At 43.4% G+C, this 22,537-nt stretch carries 21 protein-coding genes and 1 pseudogene; 3 read left to right on the top strand and 19 right to left on the bottom strand.

From position 1 onward, the window contains the following. Positions 1-274: 274 nt before the first annotated feature. The 14 genes and pseudogenes from LRQ06_RS12030 to sixA form a co-directional block, all read right to left on the bottom strand. Positions 275-793: a DUF2802 domain-containing protein gene (locus tag LRQ06_RS12030; protein WP_232766652.1), complete on the bottom strand. Its 519-nt coding sequence runs from the start codon at positions 791-793 to the stop codon at positions 275-277. Continuing rightward, positions 793-1,290, bottom strand: a complete 498-nt coding sequence (locus tag LRQ06_RS12025; protein ID WP_232766650.1) for a chemotaxis protein CheW — start codon at positions 1,288-1,290, stop codon at positions 793-795. The genes LRQ06_RS12030 and LRQ06_RS12025 overlap by 1 nt, the downstream gene beginning before the upstream one ends. Positions 1,291-1,328: 38 nt before the next feature. Then, positions 1,329-2,342: a chemotaxis protein CheW gene (locus LRQ06_RS12020; RefSeq protein WP_232766649.1), complete on the bottom strand. Its 1,014-nt coding sequence runs from the start codon at positions 2,340-2,342 to the stop codon at positions 1,329-1,331. Continuing rightward, the gene (locus LRQ06_RS12015; RefSeq protein ID WP_232766648.1) at positions 2,332-3,111 is read right to left on the bottom strand and encodes a ParA family protein; all 780 of its coding nucleotides are present in this window, start codon (positions 3,109-3,111) and stop codon (positions 2,332-2,334) included. Before LRQ06_RS12015 ends, LRQ06_RS12020 begins: the two co-directional genes overlap by 11 nt. Before the next feature lie 9 nt (positions 3,112-3,120). Beyond that, a complete protein-coding gene (locus LRQ06_RS12010) occupies positions 3,121-4,269 on the bottom strand; it encodes a protein-glutamate methylesterase/protein-glutamine glutaminase (protein ID WP_232766647.1) in 1,149 nt (382 codons plus the stop codon). Positions 4,270-4,294: 25 nt separating this feature from the next. After that, positions 4,295-6,562 (bottom strand): chemotaxis protein CheA, encoded by a 2,268-nt coding sequence (locus tag LRQ06_RS12005; protein ID WP_232766645.1) that lies wholly within the window; start codon positions 6,560-6,562, stop codon positions 4,295-4,297. 9 nt (positions 6,563-6,571) lie between these two features. Further along, entirely contained in the window at positions 6,572-7,306 is a 735-nt protein-coding gene (locus LRQ06_RS12000; RefSeq protein ID WP_232766643.1) for a protein phosphatase CheZ, read from the bottom strand. A gap of 69 nt (positions 7,307-7,375) precedes the next feature. Next, a complete protein-coding gene (gene cheY / locus LRQ06_RS11995; RefSeq protein ID WP_232767174.1) occupies positions 7,376-7,744 on the bottom strand; it encodes a chemotaxis response regulator CheY in 369 nt (122 codons plus the stop codon). 45 nt (positions 7,745-7,789) lie between these two features. Beyond that, positions 7,790-8,524, bottom strand: a complete 735-nt coding sequence (locus LRQ06_RS11990; protein WP_232766638.1) for an RNA polymerase sigma factor FliA — start codon at positions 8,522-8,524, stop codon at positions 7,790-7,792. Next, positions 8,517-9,407, bottom strand: coding sequence for a MinD/ParA family protein (locus LRQ06_RS11985; protein WP_232766636.1), 891 nt, complete (start codon positions 9,405-9,407; stop codon positions 8,517-8,519). Before LRQ06_RS11985 ends, LRQ06_RS11990 begins: the two co-directional genes overlap by 8 nt. 12 nt (positions 9,408-9,419) lie before the next feature. After that, positions 9,420-10,508 carry a flagellar biosynthesis GTPase FlhF gene (gene flhF / locus LRQ06_RS11980; protein ID WP_373054831.1) on the bottom strand — a complete coding sequence of 363 codons (1,089 nt, stop codon included), beginning with the start codon at positions 10,506-10,508 and terminating at the stop codon, positions 9,420-9,422. Then, positions 10,491-10,913, bottom strand: a pseudogene (locus LRQ06_RS21210) (flagellar biosynthesis protein FlhF); the annotation flags it as partial. The pseudogene LRQ06_RS21210 and the gene flhF, both read right to left, overlap by 18 nt. Before the next feature lie 39 nt (positions 10,914-10,952). Further along, positions 10,953-13,046 carry a flagellar biosynthesis protein FlhA gene (gene flhA / locus LRQ06_RS11975; RefSeq protein ID WP_232766627.1) on the bottom strand — a complete coding sequence of 698 codons (2,094 nt, stop codon included), beginning with the start codon at positions 13,044-13,046 and terminating at the stop codon, positions 10,953-10,955. A gap of 111 nt (positions 13,047-13,157) precedes the next feature. After that, on the bottom strand, positions 13,158-13,619 hold the full coding sequence (sixA, locus tag LRQ06_RS11970) for a phosphohistidine phosphatase SixA (RefSeq protein ID WP_232766626.1): 462 nt from the start codon (positions 13,617-13,619) through the stop codon (positions 13,158-13,160). 210 nt (positions 13,620-13,829) lie between these two features. On the opposite strand from sixA, the gene LRQ06_RS11965 reads away from it, so the two are divergent. After that, complete coding sequence (locus LRQ06_RS11965) at positions 13,830-16,598, top strand: insulinase family protein (protein ID WP_232766623.1); 2,769 nt, start codon at positions 13,830-13,832, stop codon at positions 16,596-16,598. 2 nt (positions 16,599-16,600) lie between these two features. Here LRQ06_RS11965 and LRQ06_RS11960 read toward each other — a convergent pair whose 3' ends face one another. Continuing rightward, positions 16,601-16,831 (bottom strand): VOC family protein, encoded by a 231-nt coding sequence (locus tag LRQ06_RS11960; RefSeq protein WP_232766621.1) that lies wholly within the window; start codon positions 16,829-16,831, stop codon positions 16,601-16,603. After that, a complete protein-coding gene (locus tag LRQ06_RS11955; RefSeq protein WP_232766619.1) occupies positions 16,806-16,949 on the bottom strand; it encodes a hypothetical protein in 144 nt (47 codons plus the stop codon). Before LRQ06_RS11955 ends, LRQ06_RS11960 begins: the two co-directional genes overlap by 26 nt. A gap of 210 nt (positions 16,950-17,159) precedes the next feature. Between LRQ06_RS11955 and argS the strand changes: the two genes are divergently transcribed. Beyond that, positions 17,160-18,896: an arginine--tRNA ligase gene (argS, locus tag LRQ06_RS11950; RefSeq protein ID WP_232766617.1), complete on the top strand. Its 1,737-nt coding sequence runs from the start codon at positions 17,160-17,162 to the stop codon at positions 18,894-18,896. Positions 18,897-18,960: 64 nt separating this feature from the next. Beyond that, on the top strand, positions 18,961-19,389 hold the full coding sequence (locus tag LRQ06_RS11945) for an HIT domain-containing protein (RefSeq protein WP_232766615.1): 429 nt from the start codon (positions 18,961-18,963) through the stop codon (positions 19,387-19,389). A gap of 48 nt (positions 19,390-19,437) precedes the next feature. Here LRQ06_RS11945 and LRQ06_RS11940 read toward each other — a convergent pair whose 3' ends face one another. The 3 genes from LRQ06_RS11940 to LRQ06_RS11930 are packed head-to-tail and all read right to left on the bottom strand — an operon-like array spanning position 19,438 to position 22,162. Next, positions 19,438-19,668, bottom strand: coding sequence for a FeoC-like transcriptional regulator (locus LRQ06_RS11940; RefSeq protein WP_232766613.1), 231 nt, complete (start codon positions 19,666-19,668; stop codon positions 19,438-19,440). Continuing rightward, positions 19,665-21,935 (bottom strand): Fe(2+) transporter permease subunit FeoB, encoded by a 2,271-nt coding sequence (feoB, locus tag LRQ06_RS11935; RefSeq protein ID WP_232766611.1) that lies wholly within the window; start codon positions 21,933-21,935, stop codon positions 19,665-19,667. Before feoB ends, LRQ06_RS11940 begins: the two co-directional genes overlap by 4 nt. After that, complete coding sequence (locus LRQ06_RS11930) at positions 21,935-22,162, bottom strand: FeoA family protein (RefSeq protein WP_232766609.1); 228 nt, start codon at positions 22,160-22,162, stop codon at positions 21,935-21,937. The genes feoB and LRQ06_RS11930 overlap by 1 nt, the downstream gene beginning before the upstream one ends. Between the last annotated feature and the right edge of the window lie 375 nt (positions 22,163-22,537).

Below are 22,537 nucleotides of genomic sequence, written 5' to 3'. Positions count from 1 at the left end.
TTGGCACTGCTACACCCCAGCATAAAGACAACAACAAAACCAATAAAAATGTACCTGATTTGATTTAATTTTAGTTCTGGCATCAATTTCATTAACTCATTAATCACACATATTAGCGACCCGTCTCATAATACTATCTTTTTGATTTGAATGATATCATCCGATCATTAACGACGTTTATCTACTAATCAAAAAGAAATTATAACGTCAAGATATCAATGAGTAAAAATAAAAAAAAGAGGAAGTGATGCTTCCTCTAAACATTTGAAAATAATTAACGAACAGAACGACGAGAACTACGTTTCGGGGCTGCTTTAGAGGTGCCTTTGCCAGAGGAGGGAGCTTGTTCGAGAGGTGGGATCGCCTCCTGACCAGCCAGTTTTTTCTGCAACGATAGCATGAGTTCAGCCTCAGCTTTTGGCAACTCGCACTCTTCTATCAACTCATCGATATCAGCGCCCAGTTTCACCATTTTTGATGCCCGGCTGTAAAGACGCCCATCACGATCTTCCTGTTCTAACTCAGAAATTCGTTCGGCAAGAAGTCTCACAATATCCTGCTGTTCTGAAAAACTCTGCCCTAAACCGACAGAAATAGAACGCAACTCCAGTATCTGTTTATTTGCTTTCTGTAAATCTTTCCCCAGAGTTCGGTTTTCCTGTCGCAGATGCTCAAGTTTCACTCTCGTATGGCTCCTAAAACGCAATAACCATAACAAGAATAGAAAAACACATAATATTACCACTCCCCCACCAATCAGTAAGGGAGTGTTATTAATCAAACTATCCAGCATTACAGATGAGCCATTTCATCCCATTCTTCATCGGTTAACAATTTATTAAGGTCAACCAGAATCAAGAGTTTACCATCACGGTTACTTACGCCCTGAATAAATTTAGAACTTTCTTCCGTACCGACACTTGGCGTAGTATCAATCTCAGAAGAACGTAAATAAACCACTTCAGCCACACTATCTACCAGAATACCGATTACCTGTCTCTCAGATTCAATAACAATGATTCTGGTATTATCCGTGACTTCACCTTCCATCAGGCCAAAGCGAGACCGGGTGTCAATGACGGTAACCACGTTACCACGCAAATTGATAATCCCAAGAACGTAATCAGGCGCTCCCGGAACAGGTGCTATTTCTGTATAGCGTAATACCTCACGCACTTGCATTACATTAATGCCGTACGTTTCTTCTTCTAACTGGAACGTAACCCATTGAAGAACTTCGTCTTTGGATTGGTCCTTTTTCACTTCAACTACTTCGCTAGATTGAGACATACCTTATCCTCTCTAAAGTCGTATCCGACATTAATGCTCTATTCATCGAGTGCTTTAACATCAAGGCCTGCATTAAGCATAGCTATTAATGCCTCAACATTGATTAAAGCACACATTTTTTCTTTTACCATTCCCGCAAGCCAGGGACGTTTTCCGACCTGCTCACGCCAACGTACCTGTTCAGTTTCAAGAAACTCTGTCCCCTTCAATTCGCCACAGGCTAATCCCCAGAGACTTTCCCCCAGCATAACAATATGACTGTAACCATCTTTATAGGATTCATCAGTCAGCTTATCTGCCATCACCCAACAAGCAGTATCAACAACATCCAACTGCATGTCTCTGTTTGTCTGTAATCCCAGATACCATTGCGGTCTGCCAAGCAGATGATTTAATTCTGCTAACTTATGGATACCACCTAACTCGTCCAAAGGAACCGCAAAAGTGACACCATTTACATCAAAATACAAAACCTGAAAATCAGAGGTGCGCTTAACACTCTCCCAGTCCGTTGAGAGGCCGCCGGCCCCTCCTCCCTGAACTGCTACCTCACTACTTACAGTCACTGATTCATCAATCACTTCAGAAGTAACACTATCTTCATCTTCAGATGTTTCTGTCATCGCCTCAATTTGCGATACTTCATCAGAAGTAATATCAACATCCGGCAGATCCATCTCTGTTGTAATGCTTTCTTGTAATTCCTCCTGAACCTGTTCATGCTGCTTATAGTCTGAAACTACTTTTTCTGTATTTTCTTCAATAATGTCTTCAACATGCTCAATTTCAGTGACAGGGTTAACGGATTCAAGTTGCCCTAATAATCTTTCAACGTCCTTTAAATCCGGTTGAGGCAAAAAATCCACATCGGTATCTGAACTTTTTTCATCCTCTGATACTTTTAATTGTGGTTCAAAATGGTCTTCAACAGAGACATCTCCGGTTTCCCGAACCTCATTTTCTTGAACTGGCTCTAACTGCTCTGACTCATCCAGTAAAGCAGAGAAATAATCCGTAAGCGCTTGTTCTCCAGACAATACATTACGACTCATCTATCGCCAGCCTCTCTAAATAAATCAGTAACTGTTTATATGCGAACACTCCCCGGCTACCACTTGCAAAATGGGAAGCAGGAAGACGTTTCAAACTTGCATCCCGGAACTTGGTATCAATAGGAACCGCTGAACTCCAAACCTGATCCGGATAATCCTTTTTAAGCTGATTTAACGTTAAAAGTGATGCCTTTGTACGCTTGTCATACATAGTCGGAACTATCGTAACTTTAAATTCACGACTACGGGAACGTTGCATAATCGCTAAAGTCCGGATCATCCGTTCTAAGCCTTTCATCGCCAGAAACTCGGTCTGAACCGGAATCAGGATTCGATCACTTGCCGCTAATGCATTCACCATCATCACCCCTAAAATGGGAGGACAGTCAATTAAAACATAATCATAAATATGTTTTAGCTCTAATAACGCTTTCTTTAAAATCAATCCCATACCACTACGGTTACCCATCACCCGATCAAGTGTCGCTAGTGACATATGGGCCGGAATAATATCGAGACCTCCTATTTCGGAATTGATAATCAGTGATTGTACCGACTGCTGGGTAAGCTTCTCTATCTGGAATAAATCAAATAAATTCTTATCCATATCGTCAGAGTCATAACCAAGATAAGTGGTTAATGAAGCATGAGGATCGGTATCAACAAGCAACACTCTTTTTCCCTGCTGACATAGTAAGCCGGCAAGCGTAATAGTTGTCGTAGTCTTACCAACACCGCCTTTCTGATTCGCGATACTCCAAACGATCATTATGACCCCTTATGCCATACCCAATTCAATCAACACTCTTTCCGCAATTCTCTCAAGTGGTAAGCTTTCGGTAGAAATACCCGCTTTTGCAACAGCCTGAGGCATACCGTAAACCACACAACTTTCTTCATCCTGAGCCCAAATCGTCGAGCCTGCTGACTTAAGCATTCTGGCCCCTTCCCGGCCATCAGCACCCATTCCCGTCAATACAATAGAAAGAACTTTATCCCCATAAATTTTTGCTGCAGAACCGAAAGTCACATCAACACAAGGTTTGTAATTCATTTTTTCGCCGCCATCAAGGATGCGAATTTTCGCAGCACCGGGCCGTCCGTCCAGCATCATTTGTAACCCTCCCGGAGCCAGATAAGCAACACCAGGCCGAAGCTGATCCCCATTCTCTGCCTCTTTCACTGAAATCTTACACAGTGAATTCAAACGGCTGGCGAATGCAGCCGTAAACGTACCCGGCATATGCTGAATCAACAAAATAGGATGAGGATAATTAGCCGGTAACTTGGTTAACACTTTCTGCAAAGCCACCGGACCACCGGTCGACGTACCAATTGCGGTTAGCTGGTACTTTTTGCCTGTCGCCTTAAATTTCGCAGCAACAGAAACAGCCTGACCCGTTGAGAGATTACTTCTTACTGGCTGTCTGAGCGGACGTGAGGGTGTTGTCTGAGGACGATTCCCCGTTGTCGGGGACGTATCGCTACGAGACGTATTTAGCGGAGAGACTCTTCTACGCATAAACGCCTTGCGCCTTGATATCTCAATCACTCGCTGTTGTAACAACGACACAGCTTCGTCTCTGTTACGGGCAATATCCTCAAATTTCTTAGGTAAAAAATCCATCGCTCCGGCATCCAGAGCATCTAATGTTGCTTTCGCCCCATCATGAGTCAGTGAAGAAAACATTAAGATGGGCGTCGGATTATCTGCCATTATCTGACGAACAGCGGAAATGCCATCCAATACCGGCATTTCCACATCCATCGTTATCACATCTGGCTTAAGGCGCTTAGCTTTTTCAACCGCATCTTTACCATTCGTCGCAACGTCAATCACTTCTAAACGCGACTCAGAATTGATGATTTCACTGACACGGCGTCTGAAAAAACTGGAGTCATCAACCACTAAAACTCTAATCGCCATAGTTTTCCTTCTTTAACAGAATTACTTATATACGGGATGCTGCTGCGTAATTTTTTAATAGATCCGGAATATCAAGTATCAACGCAATATGACCATCACTGGTAATTGTTGCCCCTGCCATACCAGGCGTACCCTGCAGCATGTCATCCAGAGGTTTGATAACGACTTCCTCCTGACCTATCAGAGTATCAACAACAAAACCTACCCGCTGACTACCAATCTGAACAATAACAACGTGTCCATGACCTTTTCTGGCATCAACAAACCCTTTCTGAGGTGTCAGCCAGTTCTGCAGATAGAATAATGGGATAGACTTCTCTCTCACGATAATAGTTAACTGTCCATCAACAACGTTTGTCCGGCTAAGATCCAGATGGAAAATCTCATTCACACTAGCCAGAGGCAACGCAAACGGACTACCGCCAACACCAACCATTAATGTAGGTAAGATAGCCAGAGTCAGAGGAACTTTAATGGAAATTTTAGTTCCTTTACCCACCTCAGAATCAATATCGATAGAACCATTAAGAGTATTAATGCCCGTTTTTACAACGTCCATCCCAACGCCACGGCCTGATATATCCGAAATTTGCTCTTTACTGGAGAACCCAGGCATAAAGATAAGGTTAAAGCACTCTTTATTTGTCAGGCGTGAAGCGGCATCTTCATCCATCAACCCTTTCTTCACAGCAATACCGCGAAGCTTATCCGGATTCATACCTGCACCATCATCAATGATGCAAAGTTCAATATGATCCCCTTCCTGAGACGCAGATAAAATCACCTTACCGGTTTTCGGCTTGCCGGCTTTAATACGCTCATCAGGCATTTCAACGCCATGGTCAACGGAGTTTCTGACAAGGTGAATCAATGGGTCAGCTAATGCTTCAACCAGGTTTTTATCCAGGTCTGTCTCTTCACCGCGCATTTCAAGAACGATGTCTTTTTTCAGATTACGTGCCAAATCACGCACAACCCGGGGGAACCGGCCAAAGACTTTCTTAATTGGCTGCATGCGGGTTTTCATAACAGCACCCTGAAGATCCGCCGTAACCACATCTAAATTTGCGACTGCCTTAGACATCTCCTCATCATTACTATTTAAGCCAAGGCTTAACAAACGATTACGAACCAGTACCAATTCACCAACCATGTTCATAATGGTGTCTAACGTTGACGTATCGACACGAACGGTAGCTTCGGCCTGAGGGGTCTGCTTTTTAGCAACTTCTTTCTTAGCAGAAGCTACTGGCGGTTTAGCTGGTGTTCCAGCACCACCAGAGGCAGGTGCTGCTTTCGGAGCTTTAACTTCAGCTTTTGGTGTTGGAGCCGCAGGCGCTGCTTTCACAGGTTCTTTTTCAGACTTAGGCGCGGAGGGTTTCGCAGCAGGTTTTGTTGCCATATCCAGCTCTTCAGCTGATGGGCCTTTACCCGTACCATGAAGATCATCTAGCAGCTTTTCAAATTCTGCGTCTGTCATCAAATCACTATCAACCGAGGCCGGCTTCGCTGCTTTTTGCTCTTCTGCAGGCTTAGATGGTGTATCAGAAACGGGAGCGGCAGAAGAAGACGATACAGATGGACCTTTCCCTGATCCGTGAAGCTCATCTAGCAGCTTTTCAAATTCATCGTCAGTAATATCGCCACTGTCAGCCTTAGTCTGAGATGATTCAGGCTGACTGGCCGCAGGCGTTGTTTCTGTTTGTCCCGGTGCATGTCCTTTTCCATGCAACTCATCTAGAAGCTTATCAAATTCATCCTGAGTAATTTCATCAACAGGGCCAACATCCGTCTTCGTTTCCGGTTCCTGAACAGGCTCATCTTCAACCACTTCATCCACTGTCACTTCCGGCTCAGATGGTGCCGCTTCTTCGATAGCATCAGCAACCTCTTCATCTGCAGATTCCGGACTGGATAACCGGTGGAGCTCTTCAAGCAATTCAGGATCGGCAGCCTCTAGAGGTTCCCTTTCCTGCACCGCACTAAACTGATCATTAATTGTGTCGAGTGCACGTAACATTGTATCCATCAACGTTGCGGATACGGAACGTTGACCGTTACGCAAAATGTCAAAGACATTCTCAGCACCGTGACACGTTTCGACCAATTCGTTCAACGAAAGAAATCCGGCACCACCTTTAACCGTATGGAAGCCACGGAATATGGCATTAAGAAGATCTTTATCTTCCGGATTGTTCTCCAGTTCAACAAGTTGCTCGGAAAGTAACTCTAATATTTCTCCAGCCTCAACTAAGAAATCTTGTAGAATGTCTTCATCTAAATCATAGCTCATAAGGTACCCCTAAAAACCAAGACTCGACAACAGGTCGTCAACTTCGTCTTGAGAAGAGACTGCATCATTACGCTCGTGAGGATTAATAATCGGACCTTCCGGCTCACTCGGCGATTTTGAATCTCTTTTTGAATTTGTAATTGAACTTTCTTCTAATTGATGTGCACCAAAAACAGTTAATATTTCGACTAACCTTTGCTCTACTTCAGTTACAAGCGTTATAACCCGACGAATAATCTGACCGGTTAAATCTTGAAAATCCTGTGCCATTAAAATTTCCGTCAACTGGCCTCTCAGTTCCGAACTATCCCCTTCGACCTGAGAAAGCAATTCATCGACATCGTGACACAACGTTTTAAATTCACTTAATTCTATCCGACCGTGCATCAGTTCATTCCATTTAGGACGAACTTTAAGTAAGGCCTCATGCATACTGTCAGCAATCGGCATACATCTGTCTACCGAATCCATTGTTTTATTCGCTGCGACCTCTGTTTTAGAAATCACATACTCCAGCCGATCTCTGGCATCGGGAATTTCATCGTTTGCAATCACCTGCATTCGTTCATTTGACTGAAAGTCAATCAATGAATCATGAAGTTCTCTGGTCAAAGCACCTATCTGTTCAAATATAGGGAGCTCCGATGAACGTTTACAGATATCAACTAATAATTCATTTGCTTCTTCTTGCTGCTCTGCTTTAAGAAGCTCAACGAGTTTTTCGGCTTGTTCTAATGTAATCATGCTGAAGTAGCCTTTTACACATTATGAATCGGATAAATATGGTAAAACTTTAAAATTATTAAACGTTAATTAAAGACGCTCAAAAATCTTATCGAGTTTTTCTTTAAGGGTAGCAGCTGTAAATGGTTTTACTATATAGCCATTTACACCAGCTTGAGCCGCTTCAATAATCTGTTCACGCTTGGCTTCAGCCGTTATCATTAAGACAGGAAGATGTTTCAATTCCTCATCAGCCCGTATATTTTTCAGCAAGTCAATTCCCTGCATTCCGGGCATATTCCAGTCAGTGACAACAAAGTCAAACTCTCCCTTCTTAAGCATCGGTAATGCCGTTAAACCATCATCCGCTTCCTGGGTATTATTAAAGCCTAAGTCCCGAAGTAGGTTCTTTACGATTCGGCGCATTGTTGAAAAATCATCAACAATTAATATTTTCATATTTTTATTCAAAATTACCTCCACTGAGTATGAGATCAGTGATAGTTAGTCATTCTGAGTCCAAGAACTAAGTTTTGTTCTTAAACGTTGCATTGTCTGGCTAAGGATTTGACTGACTCGTGATTCACTGACACCAATCACCTCGCCAATTTCTTTTAAGTTTAATTCTTCATCATAATAAAGTGAAAGTACTAAAGCTTCACGTTCTGGCAATGATTTTATTGATTCAACTAATGCTTTTCTGAACGATTCATCCGCCACACCTTTAAACGGTGTGTTATCACCGGCCATATCGGGTGAAGAGATAACGTCTTCAGAAACACCAAGATCATCAATTCCTACTATTCTAGAACAATTTATATCTGTTAGGATACTATGATACTGATCTAACGTCATTTCCAGGAACTCTGCCACTTCAGTATCACTTGGATCACGATTCAATTGTCCTTCTAATACTGATATGGCATGACTGATTTCTCTGTTGTATTTATGTACCGACCTCGGAACCCAGTCTCCACGGCGAATATCATCCAGCATAGCACCACGAATACGGATACCAGCGTAAGTTTCAAAACTGGCACCTTTACGTCCATCGTAATTTTTCTGTGCTTCCAGTAAACCTATCATGCCTGCCTGAATAAGATCCTCAACCAAAACGCTTGGCGGTAAACGTCCAATCATATGGTGAGCAATTCTTTTTACTAAAACAGAGTATTTTTCTAAAAACGCCTGCTGACTCTTAACATTTCCATGTTGGTCGTAAGTTAACGCTTTATTCACTAAACGGCTCCTCTACGGTTTCAGAGCGATTTAATAAGCGTTCAACAAAAAACTCCAGATGTCCACTTGGGGTTTTTGGAATTGGCCAGGTAAGTGCTTTACTTGCCAATGAACTAATCGCTAAAGACGCTGGTGAACGTGGAAACGCATCCACAACAATTTTTTGTTTTTTCACCGACTGTCTAACATTATCGTCTAAAGGAATGCATGCTACGAGTTCTATACTGACATTTAAGAACCGCTCTGTGACTAAGGTCAACTTAGCAAACAATTCTCGCCCTTCACGATAACTCCTCACCATATTTGCCACAATTTTAAAACGTTGAACCTGATGCTCCAGACTCAGCAATTTCATCAAAGCATAGGCATCTGTAATGGATGTCGGCTCATCGCATACCACCACAACCACATCCTGAGCAGCACGGGAAAAGCTGACCACCATATCTGAAATACCGGCTGCGGTATCAATAAGCAGCACATCAATGTCTTCTTCTAGAGACCCGAAAGCCCGAATCAACCCAACATGTTGGGCATGGCTTAACTCTGTCATTGACTGAGTGCCGGATGTCGCCGGTATTATTTTTATACCATGCGGTCCTTCAAGAATAGCATCTTTTAATTCACATTCTCCGGCAAGTACATGGCCTAAATTTTTCTTAGGGCGAATACCGAGCATGACATCAACATTCGCTAATCCTAAGTCAGCGTCAAGAACCATGACTTTTTTCCCCTGCATAGCCATACAAATAGCCATGCCTAAAGTCACGTTGGTTTTGCCGACACCGCCTTTCCCGCCGGTAACTGATATTACCTTGGTCAGTGTAGGTTTACTTAACCGACGTAAACCACTTGCCTGATCATCATATGTCATCTTGTTCGCCATATTCTTCGCCGCCTAGAGTCTGTCTGAATCACTGGACCAATAGTGAGGCTCGTTGTCCGCAGACTTTTCAAGCAACTCATTTGCTTTCGCTACCATGTACTTGGGTTGTGCTAAAACAATGTCCTCGGGAACACGCTGCCCGTTTGCTATATAAGCGACCGGAAGTGCATTCTGGACAACAACACTGAGAAATTCACCCAAGCTTAAAGATTCATCCAGTTTCGTCATAATACAGCCAGAAAGCGGAATCCTGCGGAAATGATCAATGGTTTCCTGCAGCACTTTTCTTTGCGCTGTTGCAGGCAAAACCAGATAACTGTGGATCACTTCTCCACTCTCTGACATTAAGGTGTCTAACTGCTCAGACAACCTGACATCCCGTTGTCCCATACCTGCTGTATCGACAAGAATCAAACGACGATTACGTAATTGGTATATAACATCGGCTAACTCACTAGAATCTTTAGCAACTTTTACCGGACACCCCATAATCCTTCCATAAATTGCCAACTGTTCGTGAGCACCGATACGGAATGTATCTGTTGTTACAAGTGCCACATTATCGGAACCAAACTCCATTGCAGCCCTTGCCGCTAACTTAGCAACCGTAGTGGTTTTGCCAACACCTGTCGGACCAAGAAGTGCAACAACACCACCTCGTTTTAGTAAATCTTTTTTTACAATTGGGATCTGGTCAGACACTAACCTTAATAGCGCCTTCCAGGCTTTAGGCGGGGGCGTTTCTTCCGGTATATAACAGGCGAGCTGATCTGCCAATTCGAGAGACAACCCCATTCGGGCCAAACGCTTTATCAACATCGCCCTTAAAGGTTCCCGTCGTTCAACTTCCTGCCACATCAAACCGGATACCTGATGCTCGAGTAAACGGCGAATCGAAGTCACGTCTTCTCTCAGGGCATCAAGCTCATCTCCTGACACATCATCCCCCTCATCCAGGGAATGATTGGCGAGCGGTTTTCTTCCGGGGCTCTTTCGTTTATTGGAAGCCATTTCAGGCCAACGTTCCGGTGCCCGCTTTTGGGCTGATTCAGAAGAACGGCTGGGGGACGACGATTTGGCGCCTGACTGGCGCTTTAACAAAGCCGATAACGAATCTTCATTGTCCTCATCATCACGTGAGCCCCCCGGAGAATTATACTGTTTAAGTAGATTTGCAAAACGCTTGGACATCGAAGCGGGCTGTTCTTCCGCTCCGGAATGTTTTCCGGCGCTTAACTGCACCCTGTCATCGGCAAGTTCCCGGCTGTTGCTAGCGGGCCTTTTCCCCCGAGAATAACTAGCAGCCGACGGCTGGTGGCGGGGTCTGGAATCATAACTTGAGACTTGCCTGGTTGACGCCGCCTCATTGTTGTCGACAGCAGCCACTATTTCAACGCCACCAGCGACCTTTTTATTGGACATAATCACCGCATCGACCCCAAGCTCCTCTTTCACCTGAAGCAATGCTGTTTTCATATCTTTGGCAAAAAATCGTTTAATTTTCAAAGCAGCTATCCACCATCGATCTCACTTTATACAAGGATTCTAATTTCCAACCGCTTGTACAATCCTAATTTGTTTTTCATCAGGCACTTCCTGATATGAAAGAACCCGCAGATTTGGTATCGTGTTTTTAACAAACTTGGCTAATGTTGAACGGAGAACTCCTGAAGTAAGAAGCACAGCAGGCTCACCTTTGAGTTCTTGTTCCTGCGTTGCCTGACTCAATGCATACTGCAACCGTTCAGCCAGCCCTGGCTCAATACCGGCAGATTCTCCACCAGAAGCCTGCATTGTCTGATGCAATATTTGTTCCAGCTCAGGAACCAACGTAATCACCGGCAATTCCGGTTCTATCCCATTGATTTCCTGAACAATTAATCGTTTCAGTGAAATCCTGACTGCCGCTGTTAAGACGTCGGGTTCTTGACTCTTACTTGCATATTCTGAAAGTGTCTGAACGATGGTTCTGATGTCCCGGATAGGAATCGCTTCATGAAGCAAGTTTTGCAGTACTTTAACAACCACCCCAAGCTGAAGCTGATCAGGAACAAAATTCTCTACCAGCTTAGGTGCTGAACGGGCAAGGAGATCCAGAAGATTCTGAACTTCTTCGTGACCGATTAACTGAGCTGCATTATTGGTAAGTAACTGACTCAAATGCGTGGCAAGTACGGTAGAAGCATCCACAACAGTGTACCCCAAGGCCTGAGCGTGTTCCCGCTGGTCTTCTTTAATCCAGACGGCTTCGAGACCAAATGCCGGATCAAGCGTTGTTTCACCATCGATGCTCCCATAAACCTGTCCGGGGTTAATGGCCAGTTCTTTATCTGAACGGATTTCGGCTTCTCCCACCGCCACCCCCATCAGCGTAATACGGTAGCTATTTGGTGTCAGTTCCAGATTATCCCGGATATGGACAGGAGGAATTAAAAAACCAAAATCCTGCGATAATTTTTTCCTGACCCCTTTCACCCGATCCAATAACTCTCCCCCCTGATCCTTATCCACAAGAGGAATAAGACGATATCCGACTTCCAGCCCAATTACATCAACTGGCTGTACGTCATCCCAGGAAAGTTCTTTCTGGGTCGGGGAGTCTGCTTCCGTGGTTTCAGGCACTACCGGACTTTCTGCAGCTTTTTTCTGTTTACGATGGATTAAATAAGCACCACCAGCAGCCAACAATGCCAACAACAGAAAAGCAAAATGTGGCATTCCAGGCACAATGCCCATCACCCCCAGAATTGAAGCGGTAATTACTAACGCTTTGGGCTTATCGAACATCTGGAAGATAACCTGTTGCCCCATATCTTCATCGGTATTTTGACGGGTTACCATTATCGCAGCAGCAATGGATAAAATAAGCGATGGAATCTGAGCAACCAATCCATCACCAATGGTCAGAAGTGTGTATATCTGGATAGCATTAGAAAAGGCCAGATCGTACTGAATCATCCCAATAGACAATCCACCAATGATATTGATAAACAGAATTAAAATACCTGCAATTGCGTCCCCTTTAACAAACTTCGAAGCACCGTCCATTGAGCCATAAAAATCCGCTTCCTTAGTCACTTCAAAACGACGGGTACGGGCCTGTTCCTGGTCAATCAGCCCAGCGTTTAAATCGGCATCAATCGCCATTTGCTTACCAGGCAAGGCATCCAGTGTAAAACGGGCACTTACCTCAGAAATACGTCCGGCACCTTTGGTCACCACCATAAAGTTAATGATCATCAAGATAAGAAAGACCACCAAACCGACCGCATAATTACCACCAATTACAACATTACCAAACGCCTCAATCACATTACCGGCAGCTCCCTGGCCTTCATGACCATAAAGCAACACAACCCGGGTGGAAGCAACGTTCAATGCCAGCCGGAGCAATGTAGCAATAAGCAATACTGTTGGGAATGCAGCAAAATCCAATGGTCTGCGGGTATACACCGTCACCAGTAAAACGACCATCGCCAAGGCAATATTGAAGGTGAAGAATAAATCGAGCAAAAACGCAGGGATAGGTAAAACCACCATCGCTAACGTGGCCAGAACCATAATTGGCGCACCAATTGCTGGAACATTCTTCCGTGGAATTGGTGGTAATTTATTAGCAAATGGCAAAGAAAACTTCATTAAACAGTCGCTGCCTTATGAGGAAACACAGATATGACAGCGACCATGCAATTATTGCACCATAGAAATGTCAAAAATATGGCTTAGTGCTTGGATAAGAAAAACGAAACCTTAAGGGTGATGTTTAAACAAAAGCTGCCCGGTTTCTGTCTCTGGATCAAATTCGATACACACCAACCCCGATGTCGGAAACATTGGCGGTGCCATATCCGTAATAAATTCACTTGCCATATAACCGACTAACGGTAAATGAGAAACAATAAAAACAGACTCCAGATTTTCGGTCTCAATTAAAGCCATTACATAATCGTAAACCTTATCAGCCTGACCGTAAGGCGTAACATCTTCGCATTTTTCAACATTAGAACAAGAGATATGGGACGAGATTTCTTCCCAGGTCTCCCCGGCCCGGATATAAGGGCTAACTAACACCTTATCAACTGTCAGTTTATGGTCAAACACGTCTTTAACTACTGATAATGATTCCAATCTGCCACGCATGGTCAGATGACGTTCTGCATCACTACTGGCCATATGGCTGGCTTCGCCATGACGCATAATAAAAATCTTCATATTCTCTGGTACCTGTTGACCAACAAATTATCCTCAGGAAGCTTCGCTGGTTTATAATTTCGTTAACGAAGACTTTTTTCTTCTTCGTCTATCATATTTCAAGCCAAACAATTAAAATGACGTGTTTCTCATAAAAATTTGTCTTGCTATTTGCTTCGATAGAAATCAAAGACATACTTAAAAGACAAAAAACTCAGGAGACCATCGACCGTGCGTATCAGCCCAAACGATTCAAAATCCTACCGCTACTTAACATTAAGTAACAAATTACGTTTGTTGTTGATTCACGACGAAAATGCCTCTCGGTCTGCAGCAGCATTAGCCGTCAACGTAGGACATTTCGATGATCCGATCTCTCGAGAAGGACTGGCTCACTACCTGGAGCACATGTTATTCCTTGGAACAGAAAAATACCCTAAAATTGGTGAGTTTCAAAATTTTATTAACCAGTATGGTGGAGCTCATAATGCTTGGACAGGAACAGAACACAGTTGTTTCTTCTTTGATATAACTCCAAAAGCCTTTCATGAAGCGCTTGAGCGATTTTCCCAATTTTTTTCTGCGCCTTTATTCAATGAAGAAGCATTGGACAAGGAGCGGCAAGCAATAGAATCAGAATATCGTCTTAAACTCAAGGATGAAACACGCCGTTTATATCAGGTACACAAAGAAACGATAAATCAGGCACATCCTTTCGCTAAATTTTCAGTTGGAAACAGTCTGACTCTGGCAGATAGAAACGATACTTCCATCCGGGAAGAAATTTTAGAGTTTCACAAAAAAAATTATTCCTCTGATCTCATGACTCTGGCCATCGTCGGTCCACAAGAACTGGATGTACTGGAAAACTGGTGTCAGACGTTTTTTTCAGCAGTACCCAACCATTCTTTATCCGGAAAAACACTTTCCGAACCTTATGTAACGAAAGACCATACGTCATTGTTCATAAAAGTAAATCCTGTTAAAGACATAAGAAAATTAATCTTAAGCTTCCCGCTTCCGGAAATGCAGAAGTATTACCGTTCAAAACCCCTATCTTATTTCGCTCATTTACTTGGATATGAAGGACCCGGAAGTCTGATGCTTGCATTGAAAAATAAAGAATGGATTAACAGTTTATCTGCCGGTGGTGGTGCAAGTGGCAGTAACTACCGGGAGTTCAACATTAGCATGCAACTGACTGAATCCGGACTAAAGCATACCGACGATATCATTCAGGCGGTATTTAACTATATCCGGCTAATCGATTCAGAAGGGTTTCAATCCTGGCGCTATGATGAAAAACGTGCAGTGATGGAGTCAGCCTTCCAGTTTCAGGAAACCTCCCGCCCACTGGATATGGTCAGTCATTTGGCGATGAACATGCAACATTACGACCAGAATGACACAATCTACGGCGACTACATGATGGATGGCTTGGAAGTCGATATTATGGCCAAGGTATTGACCCAACTGACTCCTGACAATTTGAGAGCGACACTGTTAGCCAAAGAAGGGAGCTTTGATCTGGAAGCAAAATGGTATTTTACTCCATACTCAGTGAACCAATTTACTCCGGAACAGATACAGTTTTACCAGCAATCTGCTGATGATCTAGATATCCAGCTTCCACCAGAAAATCCTTTCATTTGCAACAACCTGATTCCTAAGGCCATTGAAAATCCCGATCAGATAATCCCCGAAATTATAGAAGAGAAATCCGGTTTCAGGCTGTGGCATATGCAGGATACCGAATTCCGGGTACCTAAAGGTGTCATCTATGTCGCTATCGACAGCCCGTATGCAGTGAAGAACACTCGAAATATTGTCATAACGCGTCTGTGCGTTGAAATGTTCTTAGATACACTGGCGAAACAGACCTATCCGGCAGAAATCGCTGGAATCAATTACAATATGTATACTCATCAGGGAGGCGTCACTCTTTCCATTTCCGGTTTTAGTCAGAAGCAACCGGAATTGCTGAAAATGATCCTCAATAAATTTGCAACCCGGGAATTCAGCTCCAAACGATTCGAATCTATTAAGCAACAACTTCACAGAAGTTGGTCAAATGCATCAAAAGATCGTCCCATTTCTCAATTATTTAATTGCATGACAGGTTTGCTGCAACCCAATAATCCCCCTTATGAGGATCTTCTGAGCGCTCTTGAAACCATTGATGTCAGTGAACTGGATGAATTCGTTAAAGAAATGATGAATCATCTGCATATTGAAATGTTTGTTTTTGGTGACTGGCATAAACAGGACGCATTAAAAATCGGCAACACGCTCCGCAATGCTCTCAGCTTTAAAGAGCAAACGTATGAAGAGTCATTACGTCCCTTAGTCATGCTTGGGAAACACGGAACATTCAGCCGTGAAATTACCTGTAATCAGGACGATTCTGCGGTTGTTGTTTACTATCAGAGTGAAAACACCAGCGTTGAAGACATCGCACTATATTCACTGGCAAATCATCTTATGTCTGCAACGTTTTTCAACGAAATCCGGACAAAACAACAACTTGGCTACATGGTCGGTACCGGTAACCTGCCACTAAATAAACACCCGGGCATTGTTCTTTATGTCCAGTCACCAAACGCCGGTCCTGCGCAACTAATGGATGCCATTGATGAGTTTCTCAATGCATTTTATATGGTATTACTTGAACTGAATGAATACCAATGGCATAGCAGTAAACGCGGTCTGTGGAACCAGATAGCTACGCCGGACCCAACATTACGAAGCCGGGCACAGAGACTTTGGGTTGCAATCGGCAACAAAGACTATGAATTTAATCAAAAAGAAAGAGTTCTTGAATCGCTGCGTGCATTATCAAGAGTCGATATGATTCGGTTTATCATCAGAGAGCTGAAGCCACGCACTGCAAACCGGTTGGTGATGCACACTCAGGGGCTCGCCCATAAAGAACAGGTCCATCTTCATTTAGGACAGCCGATAGGTTCAATCAAAGAATTTCAGCTAATGCCGAAAGACTGAGACTAAGCCAGTTCGGATTCAATAATATCTTCGATCTTCCCCGGCTTAGGGTAGGGAAACTCAACACACCTGACTTGCCATAATGATGCCTTTATTGTCTGCCGAAGCTTAAAAATAAAGATCGGGCGTCCGTTAATGTCGGCATTTGATAATACGGTTCCCAACGAGTACCATTGCGCTTCCAGTTGTCGGGCCGTCACCTCATCATTAACACGCAATGCAATGTGATCCATCTGACAGTTCCAGAGAAAGATGCCGGATCAATGCTTCTATTTCAACCATAAACTCATCAACACATGTGAGCAAATAAGAAGGCAATAAATTATTGTCTGCGATTTTTAACATTGTCATTATGGGGTCAGACCTTGATGATTGCTCTATCGGTATGGTAATAAATGAATAGAAACGTAAATGAAATAAAATTCGTCTGTTCATCTATAAGAGCGCAGATAAAATTGGTATCATGTGCGCCAATTTTTGAACAAGATCGAGATATGCATCACGATAATACAGAATAACGGATGCATAACCAAACAATTCTACGAATTGAAGGACAAGCGAGTGAATATTCAAGCACTGATAAATGAAAAAGTCTCTCAGGCTCTAGAAAAAGCAGGCGCACCAAGTGGCAGTCCGGCGGCAGTACGCCAGTCAGCAAAACCCCAATTTGGGGACTACCAGGCAAATGGCGTCATGGGCGTTGCGAAAAAGCTCGGAACCAATCCTCGTGAGTTTGCACAAAAAGTATTAGATGAACTCGATTTAAGTAACATCGCAAGTAAAACTGAAATTGCCGGTCCCGGTTTTATCAACATCTTCCTGAATGATGACTTTTTAGCTCAACAGGCAGAAAGTGCATTAGACGATTCCCGGTTAGGGGTTGCGAAAGAAGTCCCTCAAACGATCGTCGCAGATTACTCAGCACCCAACGTAGCAAAAGAAATGCATGTGGGTCACCTTCGCTCTACTATCATTGGTGATGCTGTCGTCCGGACGCTGGAATTTCTTGGGCATAAAGTCGTTCGTGCAAACCATATCGGTGACTGGGGAACACAATTTGGCATGCTCATCGCGAATCTGGAGAGAGTTCAGCAGGCATCACCCGACTCCGTTTCTATGGAACTTTCCGATCTGGAAGCATTTTATCGCGAGTCAAAAAAACTCTACGATGAAGACGAAGTCTTCGCAGAAAAAGCCCGTAATTATGTGGTAAAACTACAGAGTGGTGATGAGTTCTGCGCTCAAATGTGGAAAAAGCTGGTCGACATTACCATGGAACAAAACCAGAGGAACTATGATCGTCTGAATGTCTCCCTGACCCGTGATAACGTCATGGGCGAAAGCATGTACAACGACATGTTGCCGGGCATTGTGGCCGATCTGAAAGCAAAAGGTCTGGCTGAAGAAGACGATGGCGCTCAGGTGGTTTTTCTCGACGAGTATAAAAACAAAGATGGCAAGCCCATGGGGGTTATCATACAGAAACGCGACGGCGGATTCCTGTATACGACAACAGACATTGCGTGCGCGAAATATCGTTATGAAACGCTGGGGGCAAACCGGGTCCTTTACTTTATCGACTCCCGCCAGCACCAGCATCTGATGCAGGCATGGACGATTGTTCGTAAAGCAGGATACATCCCTGAAAACGTTTCTCTGGAACACCACGCTTTTGGCATGATGCTGGGTAAAGATGGTAAGCCATTCAAAACCCGCGCAGGTGGCACTGTACGCCTTGCGGCGTTACTGGATGAAGCCGAAGAGCGTGCAAGCCGTCTAATAGAAGAGAAAAATCCAGAACTAAGCGCAGAAGAAAAAGCAAAAATCGCCACAACCGTAGCAATGGCAGCCGTGAAATATTCGGATCTGTCAAAACACAGAACCACAGATTATGTGTTCGATTGGGATAACATGTTGGCCTTTGAAGGTAATACTGCGCCATATATGCAATATGCTTATACCCGTGTTGCGTCAATATTTGCGAAAGCTGGTATCTGCATGGATAACCTGGAAGGGGCCATCATCATCAATGATGAAAAAGAGAAAGCGCTGGTTGCCAAATTGCTTCAGTTTGAAGAATCTGTGCAGTCCGTTGCCCGGGAAGGTCAGCCTCATCTGATGTGTAGTTACCTGTTTGAACTTGCCGGACAATTCTCCAGCTTCTATGAAGCTTGCCCGATATTGGTCGCAGAGACGGAAGCACTGAAACAAAGCCGTTTAAAACTGGCCGCACTAACCGCAAAAACAATCAAACAAGGTCTTGCACTTCTGGGTATCAACACACTGGAAAAAATGTAAGACACAATGCAACAGAAAGGTTGGCTACGCCAACCTTTTTTATTTGATATAAGGAAGTTTAATTATGGCATTTCAACTGCATCCCAGACTTAAAGCAGACACAACTATCATTGGCGAATTTCCACTTTCTCTTATTTTGCTGCATAAAGACAGTGCCGTTCCCTGGATCATCCTTGTTCCCAAGAAAGAAAATCTGGTTGAATTCCATCATCTGAAAATGGAAGAGCAACAACAATTTTTACTTGAATCTCAATGCATTTCTGATTTTCTGGAACAAGCACTTCATGCGGACAAAATTAACTTAGGGGCATTAGGGAATCTGGTGCCTCAACTTCATTATCATCACATCGCAAGATACAAAAATGATGAAGCATGGCCTGGCCCGGTATGGGGAAATACATCAGGCAAACAAAGGAAAGACATTGAACAGCAGGCTATGGCCGACAAAATCATCGCTTATCTTACACACCAGGAAATGTTTTCTCCCGTATAGTCAACAAGTATTATTCCGCCCCAAAAAAAGCCGCTACAGCGGCTTTTTTTAAAGAACAACTTTCATCGGGATACTATCCGTTTTATTTAAACAATACCTGACTCTTGAAATATGATTGTTTAAATCGGTATCGGCATAACGACAAACTACACCCTTTTTTAACCATATATCCAGCATAGCATCCACACCATCTTCACTTAAAGCAAACTGTTTCGCTAACTCGTGACGTGTCACCATCCCTTTTTCAGCAATATAGTTTCTTAATTCATGTAAAATCATAAGGCTCCTAATTCAGCTGTCTGAAGCCTTTGCCCCCTTCTCGATAACCATTTGTAGATGCCATAACACATCGCAAGTATCCCTACGATAACGGGAATACTAACAAGTGGCTGCTCAATAACTTTCGTCAACTGATAGAACAGAGCTGCCGAAATGTACGCCAGGCCAAAGGTCCATACAGCGATAAATCTCGCAAACTTCGCCCCGAACTCCCGGACATATGCGCCCATAGCCGCAACACAAGGAGTGTAAAGCAAAATAAAGATGAGATAGGAGAACGCAGCACCGCCCGATACAAAATTCATCTGAATATTACTGAAAATTGAAGAATCAACTCCCTGCTCTTCAGCCGCAACATTTTGATCTTTAACGTCACCCACCTCTAAACCAAGGGGGTCAGTAAAACTCAAACCGACCAAATTTTCAGGGATAGACATCACAGCTTCTTTCAGGCTGCCAAACAAGTTGTATTCTGTTTGATCTGACTCAACAGATGTGTATAAATTATTAAGAGTCCCAACAACGGCTTCTTTAGCGAAGATACCGGTAATAATACCGACTGTGGCCTGCCAGTTATCATGATTCACACCGATGGGTTCAAAAACCGGAGTAATCACCTGAGAAGCCTTTGATAATACAGAGGTTTCACTGTCTTCATGGCCAAACGTACCATCGGTTCCAACGGAATTCAAAAAGCTTAATACAGCGACGACGATGACAATGGTTTTACCTGCCCCCAAAACAAAACGCTTAAGCTTTTGCCAGGTCTTAATAATGACATTTCGTACAGTTGGAATTTCATAATTAGGCATTTCCATTACCAGGCTATCGCTGGACCCGGGATATAATGTCTTCTTAAGAACAATACCAGTAAACACAGCTGCCAGAATACCAAGGAAATAAAGCAGAAAAACCACATTCTGACCATTATCAGGGAAAAATGCAGCAGCAAAAAGCGCATACACCGGCAGACGGGCACCACATGACATAAACGGAACCATTGCAGCAGATAACTTACGCTCCCGCTCCTGATCCAATGTTCTTGTAGCCATGATAGCCGGCACATTACAACCAAAACCAAGAACCATAGGCACAAAGGCTTTTCCCGGCAAGCCAATTTTCTGCATCACTTTATCCAGTACAAATGCAGCCCGGGACATATATCCTGAACTTTCCAGAACAGCTAAAAACAAGTACAGACAGGCAATAACCGGAATAAAGGTTGCCACAACCTGTATACCTCCACCGATACCATCAGCAATCACGGTTACTAACCATACAGGCAAATGTCCATCTAAAAGGTAGTGTCCGCCATCGACAAAAAGAGCGCCAAAACTGATATCAAAAAAGTCGATAAAAGCACTACCAATATTAATCGAGAACATAAACATGAGGTACATAATTAAGAAGAAGAATGGTATACCGAACCATTTATTCAGCACTAATGCATCTGCTTTTTCAGTAAAGCTACGGCTTAACTTACCTTCTGATCGTCTGATGCGCTTACACTGCTCATGTAAATAAGTATATTTGGTATCAGCGACATGAAGATCAATATCAACGTGGCTCTGTTTCTGATACTGATGAATGGTATTGCGATCTTGTTCTGAAAGATCATTAATCACCATTTTATCATTTTCCAATGCTCTAATCGCCAGAGCACGACTGGCCACAACATGCTCGGAAAACAACGGCTCCAGATCTGAAATGGCGTTTTCGAACTGCTGATCATAACTAAGAGTAAAATCACGCATTGGAATGCCCTGCACCAATAGCTTGTGCAGACTCTCTTTCATTTCATTAACCTGATGCTTGTTATTAGCACTAATTTCCAGTACCGGGCATCCAAGAATACTCTCGAGCCCTTTGCTGTTAATGATTAGGCGTTCTCTTTTCAGCGCATCGATTTTATTGAGAACGACGACCATCGGTCTCCCAAGCTCACGTAGCTGAAAAGTCATGTACAGACTTCTTTCAAGGCAGGTCGCGTCTACGACATTAATAATCAAATCAGTTGGGTAAGTAAGGACAGAACGTGCCGCAATAGACTCGTCAATACTATTGCTGTCATTACCGCTGTCTAACGCATAAATTCCCGGTAAATCCGTCAGAAAAAAATCATTGCCGGCATGAGTGTATTTACCCGTTTTCTTCTCAACTGTCACCCCAGCCCAGTTACCAACCTGTTGCTTAGCACCAGTCAAACCATTGAATAACGTCGTCTTACCACTGTTTGGGTTGCCTACGGTTAAAATATTATATTTCATCAGACTACTTCCACCTCAATCGATGCTGCAATACTTTCTCTAACCGCAATAGATACACCTCTGACTTCTAACTGAAGTGGATCTCCCATCGGGGCCCGGCGAATAACAGTCACTTCCGTATTGGGAAGCAAACCCATAATCATTAAGCGCTTACGAACATCATTAGACAGACTGTTAAAAGCGACAATCGAACCAGACTGCCCACTTTTCAAGTGAGATAACTTCATAAGAACACCATTAATTCGTAATGAGAAGGGTTTGTATTATCAGTGATAGTAGGCTCAAATGATGCTTCACGCGTTGAGATAAATCAACTTTTTTTTCGTATCTTTATGGGCAATGGTAACCATATGAAAGAAAAAGATTTTTAAAGATGAAAAATATTTATAATTCACTGAAAGATGAAACAGGTATTTCATCTCGATAATGAGACACACATGGCGAACTTTTAGTGCTAGTATCCCCCGTGCTTATCTACCTTTGAGTGCTTTGTAGCACTGCCTAGTTGAGATTAGCCTATCTACTTACATTTCACTGGAATTTTGTTTCAGTACGTATTTGGTATCCGGATAGCCCGGATACCAAATACAACTGACGGTTTG

It is taken from the genome of Vibrio salinus (genome assembly GCF_021272385.1).
Taxonomy (GTDB): Bacteria; Pseudomonadota; Gammaproteobacteria; order Enterobacterales; family Vibrionaceae; genus Vibrio; species Vibrio salinus.
Note: the sequence above shows the minus strand (reverse complement) of the source record. Positions and strands in the feature narration are given on the sequence as shown.

What these genes read in the sequence shown, in the direction of transcription:
- feoB (WP_232766611.1), bottom strand. Translation starts at nt 21,935, where the DNA reads ATGAAATATAATATTTTAACCGTAGGCAACCCAAACAGTGGTAAGACG.
- sixA (WP_232766626.1), bottom strand. Translation starts at nt 13,619, where the DNA reads ATGAAGATTTTTATTATGCGTCATGGCGAAGCCAGCCATATGGCCAGT.
- LRQ06_RS12025 (WP_232766650.1), bottom strand. Translation starts at nt 1,290, where the DNA reads ATGTCTCAATCTAGCGAAGTAGTTGAAGTGAAAAAGGACCAATCCAAA.
- LRQ06_RS11985 (WP_232766636.1), bottom strand. Translation starts at nt 9,407, where the DNA reads ATGGCGAACAAGATGACATATGATGATCAGGCAAGTGGTTTACGTCGG.
- LRQ06_RS12005 (WP_232766645.1), bottom strand. Translation starts at nt 6,562, where the DNA reads ATGAGCTATGATTTAGATGAAGACATTCTACAAGATTTCTTAGTTGAG.
- LRQ06_RS12000 (WP_232766643.1), bottom strand. Translation starts at nt 7,306, where the DNA reads ATGATTACATTAGAACAAGCCGAAAAACTCGTTGAGCTTCTTAAAGCA.
- flhA (WP_232766627.1), bottom strand. Translation starts at nt 13,046, where the DNA reads ATGAAGTTTTCTTTGCCATTTGCTAATAAATTACCACCAATTCCACGG.
- LRQ06_RS11930 (WP_232766609.1), bottom strand. Translation starts at nt 22,162, where the DNA reads ATGAAGTTATCTCACTTGAAAAGTGGGCAGTCTGGTTCGATTGTCGCT.
- LRQ06_RS11940 (WP_232766613.1), bottom strand. Translation starts at nt 19,668, where the DNA reads ATGATTTTACATGAATTAAGAAACTATATTGCTGAAAAAGGGATGGTG.
- LRQ06_RS12015 (WP_232766648.1), bottom strand. Translation starts at nt 3,111, where the DNA reads ATGATCGTTTGGAGTATCGCGAATCAGAAAGGCGGTGTTGGTAAGACT.
- cheY (WP_232767174.1), bottom strand. Translation starts at nt 7,744, where the DNA reads ATGAAAATATTAATTGTTGATGATTTTTCAACAATGCGCCGAATCGTA.
- LRQ06_RS11960 (WP_232766621.1), bottom strand. Translation starts at nt 16,831, where the DNA reads ATGGATCACATTGCATTGCGTGTTAATGATGAGGTGACGGCCCGACAA.
- LRQ06_RS11955 (WP_232766619.1), bottom strand. Translation starts at nt 16,949, where the DNA reads ATGACAATGTTAAAAATCGCAGACAATAATTTATTGCCTTCTTATTTG.
- LRQ06_RS11945 (WP_232766615.1), top strand. Translation starts at nt 18,961, where the DNA reads ATGGCATTTCAACTGCATCCCAGACTTAAAGCAGACACAACTATCATT.
- LRQ06_RS12030 (WP_232766652.1), bottom strand. Translation starts at nt 793, where the DNA reads ATGCTGGATAGTTTGATTAATAACACTCCCTTACTGATTGGTGGGGGA.
- LRQ06_RS12020 (WP_232766649.1), bottom strand. Translation starts at nt 2,342, where the DNA reads ATGAGTCGTAATGTATTGTCTGGAGAACAAGCGCTTACGGATTATTTC.
- LRQ06_RS12010 (WP_232766647.1), bottom strand. Translation starts at nt 4,269, where the DNA reads ATGGCGATTAGAGTTTTAGTGGTTGATGACTCCAGTTTTTTCAGACGC.